The sequence below is a fragment of the Myxococcus sp. RHSTA-1-4 genome (assembly GCF_020037125.1).
Taxonomy (GTDB): domain Bacteria; phylum Myxococcota; class Myxococcia; order Myxococcales; family Myxococcaceae; genus Myxococcus.
The window spans coordinates 99,892-115,593 of the sequence record NZ_JAIQDG010000027.1 but is presented as its reverse complement, the minus strand read 5'-3'; the positions used below and the strand labels follow the sequence as shown (position 1 = coordinate 115,593).

Here is a 15,702-nt window from a genome sequence, read left to right as displayed (position 1 = left end):
TCATCGCGCCGCGGTGAGGAGTTGGGAGACGTGCCGGGCCAGGGCAGGCAGGGGCTGTGGCTTGGGCAGCACCAGGTCCACCCCCAGCTCCCGCGCCCGCTCGGTGATTTCCTGCGTGGCGAAGGCCGTGAGTAGCACCACGCGCGTCTCCGGCGCGAACCGGCGCACGAAGTCCGCCAGCAGCAGCCCCTCCTCGGACTGCGTGCCGCTCAGGCGCAGGTCGCTGATGACCAGGTCGTACCGGCCCGTCGTCATCAGCCCCAGCGCCTCATCGAGCGCCCGTGCCGAGTCCACGCGGTAGCCCGCGCTCGTGAAGAACTGCCCCAGCACCCAGCAGAGGGAGGATTCGTCATCGACAATCAGGAGGTTCTGGGCCACGGGCGGCCCTCAGCAAGCCCGGGGCCAGGGGTCTATATGGCCCCGGGTCCAGGAAATTCCAGGGGATTGCCACCCAGGCCCGGCTGCCTGTCCAGCTTACGGATCCGGTTTCTGGAATCCGGACCGGTTGATGCCCAAACGTTTCAACCGCTCATAAAGTGAGGAGCGGGGGATGCCGAGCCGGGCGGCGGCGCGCTCCACGTGGCCATGCTCGCGGCGCAGCACGCGCTCGATGTGGCGGCGCTCCACCTCCTCCAGGGTGAGGTCCTCCTCCGCGCCGGCGTCGTCCGCGACGGCCTCGAAGCGCAGGTCGCTCCGGGACAGGGGGCCTCCGCCGGACAGCAGCATGGCGCGCTCCAGCACGTTGCGCAGCTCGCGGATGTTGCCGGGCCAGGGGTAGCGCACCAGGGCGGCCTCGGCGTCCGGCTGGAGATCCACGCCGCCGCGGCCCCGCTCGGTCCTCATCTGCGCGAGGAAGTGCCGGGCGATGACGGGGATGTCCTCGGGGCGCTCGCGCAGCGCGGGCACGTGGAGGATGAGGGTGCTGATGCGGAAGTAGAGGTCGCTGCGGAAGCGCTTCTCACGCGCGGCGGTGCCCAGGTCCTGATGGGTGGCCGCGATGAGGCGCACGTCCACGCGCCTGTCCTTCACGTCGCCCAACCGCCGGAAGCGCTTCTCCTCCAGCACCTTGAGCAGCTTGGGCTGGACGGCGACGTCCATGTCGCCAATCTCGTCCAGGAAGAGGGTGCCCTGGTCGGCGACCTCCAGCAGGCCCTGCTTGGCGGTGACGGCGCCGGTGAAGGCGCCCTTCTCGTGGCCGAACAGCTCCGAGTCCAGCAGCTCCTTGGAAAGCGCCGCGCAGTTGAGGTCCACGAAGGGCGCCTCCGCGCGGGGGCCGCCCTCGTGCAGCCAGCGGGCGAGCACGCTCTTGCCGCTGCCCGTCTCGCCGGTGACGAGCACCGGGCTGTCGCTGTGCAGCACGCGCTCGGCCTGGTCCTGGAGGGCGCGGATGGCGGCGCTGCTTCCCAGGAAGGGGTTGACGGTGGCGCGCGCCGTGCGCGAGCGGTCCGCCCGCTGGCGCTGCCGCTCGCGGCGCTGCGCCACCAGCCGCTCCAGCACCACCTTGAGGACGCTCAGCTCCACCGGCTTGGTGAGGAACTGCTCCGCGCCCTCCTTGACGGCCTGCACGGCCAGCTCGATGGAGCCATGGCCGGTGAGCACCACCAGCGGCACCGACGCGTCGATGTCCTTGAGGCGCGGCAGCAGCTCCAGCGCGGTGCCGTCCGTCAGGCGGTAGTCCACCACGGCCACGTCCGGGCGCGTGGTGCGGAAGGCCTCCTGCGCCTCGGCGAGGGTGGTGGCCTCGTCCACGTCGAACCCGTGGGCGGTGAGGAAGCCCCTCATGCCCAGCCGGATGCCGGGCTCGTCGTCCACGAGGAGGATGCGGGTGCGAGTCATGAGGCCAGGGAGTCTAGGGGTTGAGCGGAGGGAGGCGAGGAAACGGCGGGCAGCAACAGGGTGACTTCCGCACCTCCGTCCGGGTGGTTGCGCAGGCGGATGACGCCCTGGTGCTCCTCGAGGATGCGCTGGACGATGGACAGGCCCAGGCCGGTGCCGCCGCGGCGCTTGCTGAAGAAGGGCTCGAAGACGTGCGGCAGGTCCTCCTCGCGGAAGCCCGGCCCGCCGTCATGCACGGTACAGCGCACCCACGCGCGGCCCGCCTCCTCCACGGCCTGCGTTGCCACGCGCACGGTGGCGCCCCGGGGCGAGTGCTGCACGGCGTTCTCCACCACGTTGCGGAAGACGTGGAACAGCCGCCGCGAGTCCATGCGCACCGGCGGCAGCTCCGGCGCCAGCTCGCGCACCACCGCCACGCCGGCCTGCTCACCGCTCAGCGCGCACGCGGACAGGGCCTCCTCCACCACGGGCCGCACCGGGCCCTCCACCCACTCGCCGCGGGTGGGCCGGCCGTACTCGAACAGCTCCTGCGTGAGGTGGTTGAGGCGCTTCACCTCGCCGCGCAGCACCTCCAGGTACGGCTGCAGCTCCGCGCGCGCGCCGAAGGTGGCGTCCACCGCGTCCACCACCGCGGAGATGGAGAAGAGGGGGTTGCGCACCTCGTGGGCCACGCCGGCGACGATGGCGCCCATCGCGGCCATCGTCTCACTGCGGCGCAGGCTGGCCTGGAGCTCCAGCAGGTGTGTCACCTCGGTGGCGACGAGGATGATGCGCGAGTCCTCGCCTCCGGCCTCGTCCACCCACGCCGCGGACACCTCCCAGGTGCGGCGCGACTGAGGGTCCGTCACCTCGCGGGTGGCGGTGCCGCGGGTGCGGCGCAGCTCCTCGATGAGGGGCAGGATGCCGGCGCGCAGCGGCGTCTGGGGCGCGGTGGACAGCGGCTGCCCGGAGGGGTCCAGGCCGTCGAAGAAGGTGACGGCGGCGGCGTTGAGGCGATGGATGGTGGTGTCCCCGCCGAGCACGAGGAGCGGGGAGGCGACGGCGTCGAAGGTGCGGCGCCACTCCTGGGCGGAGCGGCGGAAGCTGTCGTGGAGGCGCTGGCGCAGGTCATCCGCGAGGCGCCGGTCGGTGATGTCGGTGACGACGCAGCCCACATGCAGCTCGCGCTGGGAGTCCGGGGCGGAGGCGGCGGCGCGGCTGCGCACCCAGCGCACGCGGCCGTCGGCGCAGATGAGGCGGTGCTCCAGCTCCACCTCGGCGCCGGGGGCCAGTCCTTCGATGGCGGCGCGGTAGCGGGCGCGGTCCTCGGGGTGGATCATCTCCGCCCAGAGAGGGGGAGGACCGCCGTCCGGGCTGGACTGCGCGAAGGCGGAGGCGGGGTAGCCGGTGGTGCGCTCGATGACGGGGGTGCAGTAGAAGTCGCGCAGCACGCCGCCGCGCAGCTTGCCGCCCCAGAGGTAGTCCGGCAGCGAGCGGGTGAGGACGTCCAGGCGTCCCTCGTGCTCCTGGAGGCTCCGCTCGGCGCGCATGCGTTCGGTGAGCTCGGAGAGGGCGGCGATGACGCCCAGCACCTCGCCGCGGGCGCCGCGCACGCGCGAGTAGCTGCCGAACCAGAAGCGGGGCTCTCCGGGGGCGGCGGGGGTCTCCACCTGGAGGCAGGTGTCCTGGATGGGGGCGTCCGTCTCCAGGGCGCGCTGGAGACGCGGGGCGAGCAGTCTGCCCAGCTCGGGCATCACCCCGGTGACGTGGTGGCCCAGGTGGTGGGAGGCGGGCAGGCCGTTCATGGCGGCGAGCGCGGCATTGACGTGGACGTAGCGCAGGTCGCGGTCGAAGAAGGCGAAGCCCACGGGTGTGACGTCCATGACGGCCTCGCGCAGGGCGCTGGCCTCACCGGCGGTGCGCAGCGCGGCATCGCGCTCGTGGCGGGTACGGCCCTGCGCGCGGGCCCACAGCGTGGCGAGGACGCCGGTGGTGGCCAGCACCAGCACGGTGGGGACGAGGACGCGGGCCAGGGGGCTCTCGGAGCCCAGGCGAGAGCCCACCCACGCGACGAGCGCGGCGAGCCCCGTGGCCACGAGGACGGCCAGCACCAATTGGAGGCGGGTGGGGGACTCGGTCATGGCGGCGGACAGGGCCGCGGGAGCCTAGACCAGATTCACCGCCCGTCGTCTCGCGGCCGGCCCATGGACCGAGGCCCCGGCGGGGAGCCGGGCGGGGGGACGGGCCCTCCGCGGCAGGTCTCCCCCTGGGTTCATCGAGCCCAGGGAGAGACGCCCCCCTTCTCCGCTCAATACTGCGTCACAACCTCTGAATACGCGGGCAGCGAGGAGCACGACGCCTCGCGCCGCACCTCATAGAAGCTGCCGCAACCCTGCACGCGCTGCACCGTCCTCATCCCGCAGTCCCAGTTATTGCTCGTATTCAGCGAGACCGAGAGCTCCTGTCCCACCCAATCGTAGCTATACGCGCTGAGGGTGTACCCGGTACTGAGATCCGTCGCCTCGACGCGGGCGTAGGCGGCACCAATCGGGATCGGAAATCCCCAGTCGTCATACCCCAGTGTCGACGTTATCCGCCCGTAGACCAACGTGCCATAGAACCCCACCTCGAAGGTGGACACAGCACCAAAGGGCACACACACATAGGAGGCGGAGCCTGCATCGAGATTGGCATCCGGCTCTTCGAGCTGACGCAGGCTTTCGAGAATCGACTGCTCCCTGGAGAGCGCCCCGTCTCGCTCCTGCTGGATGCTCGAGTGCTTCTTCGCCTCCAGTTGCGCGAGCTCCCGCCACAGGTCGCGCACCACGCTGTCCTTCCCCGCCGCGCCATGAAACACGGTGTAGCTGATGCCATTGCTGGCGCGTGCGGCGTAGGCTCCGTCGTCAATCCGCTTCCACTCGGGACCGGCGGAGGCGAGGAACGCTCGTTCGTTCTTGATTGCCGCCTGATTCGCGATTTCGACTTCGGCCGGTGCTCCGTGTTCGAGGGGCGCTTCGGCACTCGCCACCTGAGAGAGGGCTGGCACCAACGCAAGAGTCAAAGCCATCTTCGACAGCTTCATTCATTCTCCCGTGAGTGTCGCGATTTGCGACGACTTCACGGTATGTATTTTCAAGCTCACACTCAAGGTTCGTATTTCATCAGTTTGATGAGGCACCCGGTGGGTCGTCATCAATCCGCTTGTATGTGCATCCCCTTCCGCCGGGTCGTCCATACCCCGCCGCGGCAACAGCCGTGCCCTCACACCGCGGAAGGCTGCTCCAGGCCCGCGTTCCGCTCCCGGGCCTCGCGGGCCAGCAGCTCGCGCACCTCTTCGTCCGAGGTTTGCGCGAAGTCGCGGTACCACAGTCCCACCGCATGGAACGGCTCCGGCTTGCGGGCGCAGATGACCTCGTCCGCCTCGTCCGCCAGGTCGTCACAGGACTCCACCGCGCCCACCGGCACCGCGACCACGATTCGCGCGGGCTCCTGCTGGCGCAGCGCGGCCACCGCGGCGCGCATCGTGGTGCCCGTGGCCAGGCCATCGTCCACGAGGATGACCGTGCGCCCGCGCACGTCCGGCGGCGGCCGTCCCTCCCGGTACCGGAGCTCGCGCCGCTGGAGCTCCAATCCCTCGCGCGCGGCGGCGGCGTCGATCTGCGCCTCCGAGATGTTCAGCTCATCCAGCACCTCGCGGTTGAGGACCCGCACCCCGCCGGAAGCGATGGCCCCCATCGCCAGTTCCTCGTGCCGGGGCGCCCCCAGCTTGCGCACCAGGAACACGTCCAGCGGCACGCCCATCTTCCTCGCGACTTCATAGGCCACGGGCACGCCGCCCCTCGGCAGCGCCAGCACCACGGTGTCCGGCTGGTGCGCGTAGGCCCGCAAGAGGCCCGCGAGCACGAGGCCTCCCTCGTAACGGTCCAGGAACTCGGGCCCTCGCATGTTCCGCTCCTCGCGCCCCGTTCGGGACACTCCTCTCGAATGAAAATGGACACCTCTCGTCCCCCGTTCCACGAGGGCGGCTCGCGAACGCCTGCCCGTCCGCCCGGGCTCCGGGCATTCCGACATGACATGGGCGGGGGCACCCTTCCTGGTTGCTGCACCGCGCAACCAGCGCCTTCACGTTCCGTGGAAGGAACGCCAAGACACAGGAGACACGCAATGAAGGCTGCCTGGTGGGGAATCGGCGGAGTGGGGATGGGGGCGGGGCTGATGTACTGGGCGGACCCCCGCAGTGGACGTTGGCGGAGGGCACACCTGCAGGGCCGGGCCGTTCACGCCGCGCATGAAGCCAGCGGCGCGGTGGGCATCGTGGCGAGAGACCTGTCCCACCGCACCCGCGGCGTTTTCTTCGAGTCCTTCCGCAAGCTGCGCTCTCGTCCGGTGGATGACGTGACACTGGAGGAACGCGTGCGCTCGGCGCTGGGCCGTGTGTGCTCGCACCCCGGTGCGGTCCACGTCTCCGCGCGGGACGGCACGGTGGTGCTGGAGGGCGCCATCCTGCTCCACGAGTTGAAGCGCGTGGTGCCGCGCATCGGCCGGGTGCGCGGCGTCCGGGGCGTGGACAACCGGCTGAACCCATACCCGGAGCCCGGAACCCATCCGGACCTGCAAGGCGGAGTGGCGCGGCTCGGTGAGGCGTGGCCCTTCATCCAGAACCACTGGTCTCCCACGGCGCGCCTGTTCGGCACGCTGGGAGGGCTGACGCTGACGGGGTGGGGCTTCTGGCAGCGGGGCCTCATCGGCACGCTGGCCGGCCTCGGTGGACTGGTGCTCGGCATCCGGGCCCTCACCAACCTGGACGCGAAGCGCCTCACGGGCGTGGGCGCCGGCACGCGCGCCATCACGCTCCAGAAGGACATCACCGTGAATGCGCCGGTGGAGGAGGTGTTCGCCTTCTGGAGCGCGATGCAGAACTTCCCGCGCTTCATGACCCACGTGGACGAGGTCCGCGTGAGCGACGACGAGCGCTCTCACTGGAGGGTGCAGGGCCCCGCGGGCACGCACTTCGAATGGGACGCCATCATCACCAAGCGCATCCCCAACCAGGTGCTCGCATGGCGGAGCGTGAAGGGCACGATGGTGAAGAACTCGGGCATCATCCACTTCGAGCCCACGCCGGGCGGCGGGACGCGGGTGGACATCCGCCTCTCGTACAACCCACCCGCTGGCGCCATCGGCCACGCCTTCGCGAAGCTGCTGGGCGCCGACCCGAAGAAGCAGATGGATGACGACCTGCTGCGCTTCAAGTCCCTGCTGGAGCGCGGCAAGGCCACCGGCCATGAGACGGTGACACGCGAGCAGCTCGCGCCCGGGCGCACGTCCCCGACGACGATGCACTGACACGCCGTGCCCCCGCTCAGCCCCGATGAGCGGGGGCGGACTCCTCCCGCCTGTCTGAACAGCTCCCGGCGCAGATTCTGCGCGCCCCTCCCGCGAGCCCCCTCCGCGCGCAATTCCTGCGTCCGGAATCCCGGCTCTCCAGCGAGAAGCCCGTGGCGCGGGGCTTGCTCAACCCGGAGATGCCGGACCTCCCCGGTGCCGGCGATGGGAGCCTTCATGGCCATGCGCGACGTGATACCGATGTGCCTGTGCCTGCTCCTCGCCGCCGGTACGGGGCAGGCGAGCGGGCTGGAGCCGGGCTCCCCCCTCATGGCCCCCAAGCGCCCGGCCGCCGCGAAGGAGGCCCCGCGCGCGCCGGAGCTGTCGCTGGCGCGCTTCCTGGAGTCGCCGGGGAGGGACGCGGCGCGCGTGCGGCTCTGGCTGCGCCACAACGGCGAGGCTCGTGCCATTGAAGAGGGCGTGCGCGAGTTCCTGGAGCGGCTCATCCTGCTCTCCGCCGACTCGCCCCCGGAGGCCGTGTTCGCGCACGAGCGGGTGATGCTGGAGGCGGAGGCCCTGGCCGCGGATGGGGAGATTCAGCTGCTGGCGGACGCGCGCGCGGAGCTTCTGGCGAGGCTGGGGAAGCTGGACCCGGACCTCCAGGTGCTCCAAGGGGAGCGCGCCCCGCCCTGGAGCCGGGACGGGGAGCTGGACCGCGAGGCGCTGGCGGGCCTCGTCTTCGCGCGCACGGGCCGCGCCGCGGCGCTGCCTCCGGAGGTGGACCGGCTGGTGACGGAGCTGACGGCGCTGGACCGGAGGCTGGGCGCGCTGGAGGACCAGCTCCTGCCGGTGGCCGAGGAGGCCCTGGGCGCCGTCATCCTGGGCCTGGGCGCGGGAGAGGCGACGATGATGGAGGTGGTCCACGGACTCCACTTCCTCAAGCACCAGCAGCGGCGGCAGCTCGACCTGCGCGTCCAGCGGGAGCTGCTGCTGATGGAGCTTGCCCGCAGGGCGGGCTGCGCCGTGGAGGCCCTCCCATGGGCCCCATCAGCCGAAGCAGGCTGAAAAGCTGGAAGAAGGACAGGCGCCAGGAGGATTCACCTGCGGTCGTGCGTTCTTCCTGGCTAGGCTCCCACCCCAATCAATCATGGCGGAAACCCTGTTCGAGGAACTGAAGAGGTACGTGGGCTTCGACGAGGGGGACGCGCAGGCCCTCGTCGCCCTGCATGCCCTCGCGAAACCCCACTTCCCCCGCATCGCCCGCGTCTTCTACGACCGCATCCTGGAGCACGAGGGTGCGCGGCAGGCGCTCGCGGGCGGCGAGAGCCAGGTCGGCCATCTCCGCGGCACGCTGGAAGCATGGATGGGCCAGCTCCTGCACGGCCCCTGGGACGAGGACTACTACGACCTGCGCTGCCGCATCGGGCGCATGCACGTGCGCATCTCACTGCCGCAGCACTACATGTTCGGCGCGATGAACATCCTGCGGCAGGAGCTCAACGCCGTCATCGACGCGGCCTGGCTGGACCAGCCGGAGATGCTGCGGGCCACGCGCGTCGCGCTGGGGAAGATTCTCGACCTGGAGCTGGCCATCATGCTCCACACCTACCGCGAGGACCTGCTGGCGCAGCAGGCGCGCAGCGAGCGGCTGTCCACCTTCGGCCAGCTCGTGGGCTCCATCGGCCATGAGCTGCGCAACCCGCTGGGCGTCATCGAGACGTCGCTCTACATCCTCAGGGGCCGCTCCGCGGCCGTGGACGAGCGCACCTCCAAGCACCTGGATCGCATCGGCGAGCAGGTGGGCATCGCCAACCGCATCGTCTCCGACCTGCTGGACATGATTCGGGACCGCCCCCTGCAGCGGCAGGAGGTGTGGCTGGACGAGGTCTGGCAGGAGGCCCTCAAGGCCGTGCACCGGCCCGAGTCGGTGACGGTGAGCGCGGAGGGGCTGCCCTCGCTTCCTCCGGTCCAGGGCGACGCGGGCCAGCTCCGTCAGGTGTTCGTCAACCTGCTGGAGAACGCGGTGCAGGCGCTGGAGGAGTCGGGCGGTACGGTGTCGCTGTCGGCGACCACGCCCCAGCCGGGCGTCGCGGAGCTGGTGCTGGAGGACTCGGGGCCCGGCGTGAGCGACGCCATCCGCCGCCGCCTCTTCGAGCCGCTGATGACCACGAAGGCGCGCGGCATCGGGCTCGGCCTGCCGCTCGTCCGGCGGATTCTGGAGCGCCATGGTGGGAGCATCGTCTATGCTCCCCGGCCCGGTGCTGGAGCCCGCTTCGTGCTCCGTCTTCCCCTCATGCCCGCGGAGGACGCCCATGCGTCGGTACCTTCTGCTGGATGACAACCGAGCCTTCGCGGAGAACCTGGCGGAAATCCTCCGCGACGAGGGCGACCAGGCCACCGTCGTCACCAGCGGTGACGAGGCCCTGCGGCTGGCGCGCACCACGCGCTTCGACGCGCTGCTGACCGACATGCGCATGCCGGGCATGAGCGGCGCGGACGCGGTGCACCACCTGCGCCGGGTGGACCCGGGGCTGGCCGCGGTGGTCATCACCGCCTATCCCCGCGAGGACGACCTGGAGACGGCGCGCCGCGAGGGCCTGCTCGCGGTGCTGCCCAAGCCGGTGCCCATTCCCACGCTGGTGGGGCTGCTGTCCGGGGCCCGCCGCGACGGGCTGGTGGTGCTGGTGGAGGACGACCCGGCGCTGAGCGACAACCTCACCGAGGTGCTGCGCGCGAAGGGCTTCTCGTGCGTGACGGCGTGCTCGGTGCTGGACACGGACCGCATCTCCTGCGTGGAGCCCTTCGCCGCGCTGGTGGACCTGCGGGTGCCCGGAGGCCCGGACGGCGAGGCGCTGCGGCGGCTGCGCGCGCGCTACCCGAACCTGTCCACCTTCATCATCACCGCCTTCCCGGACGCGGTCCCGACGGAGGGCGCCTCGGGCGTCTTCTCCAAGCCCTTCGACACCCGCGCGCTGGTGCACGCGCTGGAGACGGCGTACGCCGCGCGCCCCGCCCGCGTCTCATGAGCGAGCCCACCCCCAAGTCCCTGCCCACCGTCCTCGTGGTGGATGACAACGCGGCCTTCCTCGACAACCTGCAGGAGCTGCTGGGAGACGCGGGGTACGCGGTGCGCGGCGCCACGAGCTGCCGGGCCGCCCGTGAGCGCGCGAGGGAAGGCTTCGACGTGGCGCTGGTGGACCTGCGCCTGCCGGACGGAGACGGCACCGCGCTGGCGGCGGAGCTGAAGAATGGCAGCCCCGACTCGGAGGTGGTGCTGCTGACGGGCTTCGCCACGCTGGAGACGGCGGTGGCCGCGGTGCGGGCGGGCGCGTGCGCCTACCTCATGAAGCCCTGCGCCCCGCAGGAGCTGCTGCTGACGCTGGAGCAGGCCATGCGCCAGGTGCGGCTGCACGGGGAGAAGCGCGAGCTGGCGCGGCGCGCGCAGATGACGGAGAAGCTGGCGGCCGTGGGGACGATGACGGCGGGCCTGTCCCACGAAATCCGCAACCCGCTGAACGCGGCGGCGCTGCAGCTCTCCGTGCTGGAGCGGCGGGTGCGGAGGCTGCCGGACACGCAGCAGGAGCCGCTGCTGGAGCCGCTGCTGCTGGTGCGCGACGAGATTCGGCGGCTGGACCACATCCTGGAGGACTTCCTCCAGTTCGCGCGGCCACGCGAGTTCCGCCCGGGCGCGGTGGACGTGAGGGAGCTGCTGCGGCGGGTGGTGGACCTGCTGAGCGGTCAGGCCGACGCGCGCAGGGTGATGCTGGAGAAGACCTTCGTGGAGGGAGCCATCCCCCCGGTGGCGGGTGAGGAGGAGCGGCTGCGGCAGGTGCTCATCAACCTGTGCCTCAACGCGCTGGAAGCCACTCCGGCGGGCGGCAAGGTGACGGTGTCCGCGGGGCACGAGGGCTCTCGCGTGTGGCTCATGGTGGATGACGCCGGCCCGGGAATCCCCCCGGAAGTCCGAGACCGCATCTTCGAGCCCTTCTTCACCACGAAGGCCCAGGGCTCGGGGCTGGGGCTTTCCATCGTCCACGCCATCGTCACCCAGCATGGCGGCACGCTGGAGGTGGGCACGGCCCCCGGCGGCGGGGCCCGCTTCATCCTCCAGCTCCCCGTGGCGACGCGCTGACTCCCCGCCTCGCGCGGGGAGGGGGCGCCCATCAGAAGGCGCCGCCCGAACGGAAGAGCACCCGGCCGTCAGTGCTGAAGCGCTTGCACACGATGCACGAGTGCTGGGCCGCGGCGCCGCTCTGGTACTGGGAGAGGTCCACGCTCGCGAGATGCCGGCCCGGAGGCTGCACCGGAGCGCCACCGGGCTCGTTGCTGAACCAGATGTCGAACACGTAGTGCACCGCCACGGGCTTGCCGGCGAGCATCGCGGGCTCGTAGCGCCAGGTGGAGATGGTGCGGATGACCGTCTCCTCCAGTCCGCGCAGCCCCTGGATGGGCTTGCAGTCGGTGACGCTGCCCTCGGTGGTGATGGTGCAGCGGGCGATCACCGCCCCCTTGGGGAAGGAGGCCAGCGCGCGCCGGAGGCCATACGTGAGGTCGCGGTAGTGCAGCCGCTCCCCGGAGATGAACCGGGGCGGGGTGATGCCGGGCCCCAGCTCGAGCACCGCGGGCGGGGCGGGCTCGGGCGGGGGAGTGGGGGCGGCCGCGACGGCCTCGGCGGGAGCCGCCTCTTCCGCCACCGGCGCGGCGGCCTCCACTGGAGCGGGGGGCTCGGCGTCCAGCGAGTAGGGGACGCGCGGCAGCTCCGTCCGGGCGATGGACTGCGTGTCCGGGATGAGCAGCGGGGCGCGGCGCGGGGCGCGGACCCTCACGACGGACGGGCGCTCCACCTTCTGGGCCACCCGGATGACCGGACGCGTGGTGCGAACCGGCGCGGAGGCGTCCGGCGGGGACACGAACGAGGCGGGTGCCACCAGCGGGCGAGGCTCCGGGGCGTCATGTGACGGGGCGGACACCTCGAGGGGGAGGGCCACCACATCCGCCGGCGTGGGGGCGGGAGCCGGCTCGGCGAGCGCCGTCTCCGGCACCTGCGAGGTGCCGAGCACCACAGCGAGCACCGCGCCGCCGAGCCCGCTGGCGAGGCGCCAGGGCCTGCGTGGAGCGGCGGCCTCGGAGGCGGCGAGCAGGCGGCGCACGCGCGTCAGCAGCGAGCCACCGGAGGCGCCGAGGGCGGGCTGGGGCGAGGGAGCGAGGCGCAGCTGCTCGATGTGGGCCAGGGCGCGCGCGTAGAGGTAGGCGTCACCGCAGCACTGGACGGCCAGATCATCAGCGCAGTGCTCGCGCTCCTCGCGGATGCGGTGGGACAGCCACCAGACGGCCGGGTGGTAGAAGAGGAGGGTTTCGACGAGGGACTGGAGGAGGTTGACGAGGTAGTCGTGGCGGCGGATGTGGGCCAGCTCATGGGCGAGAATGGCCTCGAGCTGGACGGGGGACAGGCCCGTCATGGCGACGGCGGGCACGAGGATGAGGGGCCGCCACAGGCCGATGACCATGGGCACGTCGATGCTGGCGGAGGCCAGCAGGCGGACGGGGCCGGCCATGCGCATGCGAGACAGGGCCTTCTGGAGGGCGTCACGCCAGGGGGCCTCGGGCTCGAGGGTGCACTGGCGGGACAGGCGCTGAGTCATGGCCCAGGCCAGCAGGGTGCGGGCGGACAGCAGCAGCACACCGCAGCACCAGGCCGGCAGCAGCCACGGCCGCAGCACCTCCAGCCAGGACGCGTCACCCGGGAGCGCGGACACGGCCGTCACCGTGAGGGTGGCGTCCGGAGTCACCGCGGTGGGCAGGCCGGCGACGGTGATGGTCTCCGAGAAGACGAGGCGGGAGGCCTCGGCCAGGACGGAGAAGAAGGTGACCACCGGGAGCACGGCCATGGCGAGCAGGCCGAGGCAGGCCGTGGCGTAGCGGGCGCGGGCGGCGTGTTGGGGAATCAACGCCAGCAGCCCGGCGACGACGAGGGCCACGGCGGCGCCCTGCCAGAGGAACCCGAGCAGGGCCTGCTCCAGGGCGAGGAACATGGGCTGCTGCGACAGCATATGCAGTGCGTCCATTACTTCCCCCGCTTCTCGTGCTCGTCCAGCAGCTTCCGGATCTCCGCCAGCTCCTCGGCGGACGCCCGCTTCATGGAGAGGGCCTGGGCCACGAGGGTGGTGGCCGAGCCTCCGAAGGCCCGGTCCATCAGGTCGCGGAGCAGGTCGCGCTGGGTGCGCTTCTCGCTGAGGGCGGCCTCGTAGACGTGGGTGCGCTCGCTCTCGTCGCGCTGGACGAGCCCCTTCTCCGTCATGTTCTGGAGGAGCTTGAGGACGGTGGTGTAGCCGGTGTCCTTGTCCTGGGTGTCCCGGAGCGACTCGTGGACCTGACGTACCGTGCAGGGTCCCAGCTTCCAGAGGACTCGCAGGATGGCGAGCTCGGCACGAGTGGGCTGTGGCAGGGCGGGAGTCATACCAGGAGTATTACGACGCACGTCGTAAGTGTCAACGACGAGCGTCGTAGATGTCGGCGGGCGGACCCCCGCCGCCGCCGCACCACGTCAACTCCGCTCCGGGACTACGACTCCGCGGCCAGGTCCTCTTCCTCGTCGGGGACGGCCTTCAGGGCCGCGCCGCCGTTCTGCGCGGCGTACTCCTTGAGGCGGTACTGAATCTTCCGCACGCTGATGCCGAGCACCTCCGCCGCGCGGGACGTGGAGCCCTGCACCATCTCCAGCGTGCGGAGGATGGCCTCGCGCTCGATGGCCGCCAGCGTGGCGCCGGGGATGAGCGCGCCCGCGGACGTACCGTTGGGCCGGGGTCCACGCAGCACGGGGGGCAGGTCGTCGGTGGTCAGCTCGCTGCCCTGCGCCAGCACCACCGCGCGCTCAATCGCGTTCTCCAGCTCGCGGATGTTGCCCGGCCAGTCGTGGGAGAGCAGCGCCTGGAGCGTGCCCGGCGCCAGCCCGCGCACCTCCTTGCCGTACGAATCGCTGTACTTCTCCAGGAAGTGGTTCACCAGCGCGGGGATGTCGCTCTTGCGCTCGCGCAGCGGCGGCAGCGTCACGCTCACCACGTTGAGGCGGTAGTAGAGGTCCTCGCGGAACCGGCCCGCCTTCACCTCCGCCACCAGATCCCTGTGCGTGGCCGCGACGATGCGCACGTCCACCTTCAGCGTCTGCGTCCCGCCCACGCGCTCGAACTCGCGCTGCTGCAGCACGCGCAGCAGCTTCACCTGCACCGCCGCGGAAATCTCTCCAATCTCGTCCAGGAAGAGCGTGCCCCCGTCGGCCATCTCGAACCGGCCCTCCTTCCGGGCCACCGCGCCCGTGAAGGAGCCCTTCTCGTGGCCGAACAGCTCGCTCTCCAGCAGGTTCTCCGACAGCGCCGCGCAGTGCACCCGGATGAAGGGCTTGTCCTTGCGCGGTGACTCCTGGTGCAGCGCCTGGGCGATGAGCTCCTTGCCCGTACCGGACTCGCCCAGGATGAGCACCGTGGCGCGCGTGCCCGCGGCGCGGCGGACGACGTCGTAGATGCCCTGCAGCGGCGGCGACTCGCCGATGATGTCGTGGAAGCGCTTGACGCGCGAGCGGACCTGGTCGCGCAGCGCCTCCGCCTCCTCGCGCAGGCTGCGCTTCTCCAGCGCCTTGGCGAGGATGACCAGCACCTGCTCCGCGTCCAGCGGCTTGAGCAGGAAGTTGTCGGCCCCGGACTTCATGGCCTCCACGGCGGTCTCCACGCTGGCGAACGCCGTCATCATCACGAAGGTGGCGTCGCTGCCCTGCTCGCGCGCCGTCTTCAGCAGGGTGAGCCCGTCCATCTGCGGCATGCGCACGTCGGTGAGCACCACCGCGGGGGAGAATTCGGCGATGCGCGTCAGGGCCTCGGCGCCGTTGGCGGCCTGGGCCACCTCGTAGCCCTCCTCTTGGAGGATGGTGGCAATCGCCCGGCGGGCATTGTCCTCATCGTCGACGACCAGGATGCGCTTCAGGGACATGGAGGGCTCTCGGGGTGTGAATGGACGTTCCAGGTCTCCACCACGGGTTCGATGCGCGGGGTGAGCTGGATGATGGAGCTGGGAAAGCAGTGAGCGGGCAGCTCGGCGAAGATGCGGCGGACTTCTTCCGCGTCCGCCTCGCTGGAGACGGCGACATGGGGGCGGACGATGAGGTCCGTCAGGTGGGGCGGCTGGTCGGGGGCACCCACCACCCGGGCCACCGCGCTGCTCTGGTAGAACAGCACCGGCACGGCCGCGTCGCGCGCCCGGTCCAGGAAGGCCAGCAGCGTGCGGCCCTCCACCGCGCCCACCAGCAGGGACTCGGGGGCCCACCGGCCCTCGTTGCCCTTCTCCGGCTCGACCAGCGGGCAGCCGATGGGGACAGGAGGCGCCTGGTCCGTCGTCAGGACGGCGCCGCGCGCGCCCTGCCAGAAGAGCCGCGTCTCGTACTCGGTAATGGTCACGGACGTCATGGGCCTGCCTCCTGCCATTCCCTGCGCAGGCAACGCCCTTTCAACCCCTGTGCCGCGCCGGTGCTTCTTCCCCGACCCGCTCCCTGCCCCCGGGGACAGCTGCCGCCAA

14 protein-coding genes are annotated in these 15,702 nt (G+C 71.4%); 5 read left to right on the top strand and 9 right to left on the bottom strand.

The annotated features are described in order from the left end of the window. From K8638_RS31235 to K8638_RS31215, 5 genes are all read right to left on the bottom strand, one after another. Positions 1–378 carry a response regulator gene (locus K8638_RS31235; protein WP_223758326.1) on the bottom strand — a complete coding sequence of 126 codons (378 nt, stop codon included), beginning with the start codon at positions 376–378 and terminating at the stop codon, positions 1–3. A 96-nt stretch (positions 379–474) separates the two neighbouring features. After that, a complete protein-coding gene (locus tag K8638_RS31230; RefSeq protein WP_223758325.1) occupies positions 475–1,836 on the bottom strand; it encodes a sigma-54 dependent transcriptional regulator in 1,362 nt (453 codons plus the stop codon). Then, complete coding sequence (locus K8638_RS31225; protein WP_223758324.1) at positions 1,833–3,956, bottom strand: PAS domain-containing protein; 2,124 nt, start codon at positions 3,954–3,956, stop codon at positions 1,833–1,835. Before K8638_RS31225 ends, K8638_RS31230 begins: the two co-directional genes overlap by 4 nt. A 167-nt stretch (positions 3,957–4,123) precedes the next feature. Further along, on the bottom strand, positions 4,124–4,897 hold the full coding sequence (locus K8638_RS31220; RefSeq protein ID WP_223758323.1) for a hypothetical protein: 774 nt from the start codon (positions 4,895–4,897) through the stop codon (positions 4,124–4,126). Between the two features lie 179 nt (positions 4,898–5,076). After that, complete coding sequence (locus K8638_RS31215) at positions 5,077–5,760, bottom strand: phosphoribosyltransferase (protein ID WP_223758322.1); 684 nt, start codon at positions 5,758–5,760, stop codon at positions 5,077–5,079. Between the two features lie 219 nt (positions 5,761–5,979). Here K8638_RS31215 and K8638_RS31210 point away from each other — a divergent pair, with 219 nt between their 5' ends. The 5 genes from K8638_RS31210 to K8638_RS31190 all read left to right on the top strand — a co-directional run bounded on the left by K8638_RS31210 (position 5,980) and on the right by K8638_RS31190 (position 11,272). Next, positions 5,980–7,161 (top strand): SRPBCC family protein, encoded by a 1,182-nt coding sequence (locus tag K8638_RS31210; protein ID WP_223758321.1) that lies wholly within the window; start codon positions 5,980–5,982, stop codon positions 7,159–7,161. Positions 7,162–7,377: 216 nt separating this feature from the next. Next, positions 7,378–8,205, top strand: coding sequence for a hypothetical protein (locus tag K8638_RS31205; protein WP_223758320.1), 828 nt, complete (start codon positions 7,378–7,380; stop codon positions 8,203–8,205). Positions 8,206–8,287: 82 nt separating this feature from the next. Beyond that, positions 8,288–9,478, top strand: coding sequence for a sensor histidine kinase (locus tag K8638_RS31200; RefSeq protein ID WP_223758319.1), 1,191 nt, complete (start codon positions 8,288–8,290; stop codon positions 9,476–9,478). After that, entirely contained in the window at positions 9,453–10,166 is a 714-nt protein-coding gene (locus K8638_RS31195; protein WP_223758318.1) for a response regulator, read from the top strand. The genes K8638_RS31200 and K8638_RS31195 overlap by 26 nt, the downstream gene beginning before the upstream one ends. Next, the gene (locus K8638_RS31190) at positions 10,163–11,272 is read left to right on the top strand and encodes a sensor histidine kinase (RefSeq protein WP_223758317.1); all 1,110 of its coding nucleotides are present in this window, start codon (positions 10,163–10,165) and stop codon (positions 11,270–11,272) included. Before K8638_RS31195 ends, K8638_RS31190 begins: the two co-directional genes overlap by 4 nt. A 31-nt stretch (positions 11,273–11,303) precedes the next feature. Here the strand turns inward: K8638_RS31190 and K8638_RS31185 are convergent, their stop codons facing one another. From K8638_RS31185 to K8638_RS31170, 4 genes are all read right to left on the bottom strand, one after another. Further along, the gene (locus tag K8638_RS31185) at positions 11,304–13,205 is read right to left on the bottom strand and encodes a M56 family metallopeptidase (protein WP_223758316.1); all 1,902 of its coding nucleotides are present in this window, start codon (positions 13,203–13,205) and stop codon (positions 11,304–11,306) included. Then, on the bottom strand, positions 13,205–13,597 hold the full coding sequence (locus K8638_RS31180) for a BlaI/MecI/CopY family transcriptional regulator (RefSeq protein WP_169348348.1): 393 nt from the start codon (positions 13,595–13,597) through the stop codon (positions 13,205–13,207). Before K8638_RS31180 ends, K8638_RS31185 begins: the two co-directional genes overlap by 1 nt. A gap of 104 nt (positions 13,598–13,701) precedes the next feature. Then, the gene (locus tag K8638_RS31175) at positions 13,702–15,120 is read right to left on the bottom strand and encodes a sigma-54 dependent transcriptional regulator (protein ID WP_223758315.1); all 1,419 of its coding nucleotides are present in this window, start codon (positions 15,118–15,120) and stop codon (positions 13,702–13,704) included. Then, on the bottom strand, positions 15,111–15,593 hold the full coding sequence (locus tag K8638_RS31170) for an OsmC family protein (protein WP_223758314.1): 483 nt from the start codon (positions 15,591–15,593) through the stop codon (positions 15,111–15,113). Before K8638_RS31170 ends, K8638_RS31175 begins: the two co-directional genes overlap by 10 nt. Positions 15,594–15,702: the final 109 nt, after the last annotated feature.